Genomic DNA, 377 nt, shown 5'->3' with positions numbered 1-377 from the left:
GTTCAGACGATTATTGCAGTGTTATGGTATTAAACAAAGCCTGAGCCGGCGTGGAAATTGCTGGGATAACAGCCCGATGGAACGTTTTTTCCGGAGCTTAAAAAGCGAATGGGTTCCTTTGGCGGGAGCAGAGCTTACAAAGACAAAGAAAGCTATAAATGGGAACGGGCTTCACGCGCAATGGAAACCCGCCTCGGTCGGAAAGTTATCTCTGTCTGTGACCGAGAAGCGGATATTATTGAGTATCTGACCTACAAGGTCTCAAATCATCAGCGTTTTGTCGTCCGCTCTATGCAAAGCCGCTGCATAGAAGAAAGTGCCGAAAAGCTTTATCAATACAGTGGCGCTTTGGCGTATGCGGATACGAGAACGGTTCA

At 47.5% G+C, this 377-nt stretch carries 2 pseudogenes; both read left to right on the top strand.

What is annotated here, in order from left to right:
• Positions 1-118 (top strand): annotated as a pseudogene (locus Xenpb_RS19550) (IS3 family transposase); the annotation flags it as partial.
• An 11-nt stretch (positions 119-129) separates the two neighbouring features.
• A pseudogene (locus Xenpb_RS19545) lies at positions 130-377 on the top strand (IS4 family transposase); the annotation flags it as partial.

The organism is Xenorhabdus sp. PB62.4 (assembly GCF_014467285.1).
Taxonomy (GTDB): domain Bacteria; phylum Pseudomonadota; class Gammaproteobacteria; order Enterobacterales; family Enterobacteriaceae; genus Xenorhabdus.
The sequence above is the reverse complement of the archived record's forward strand: the minus strand, read 5'-3'. Positions and strand labels throughout refer to the sequence as shown.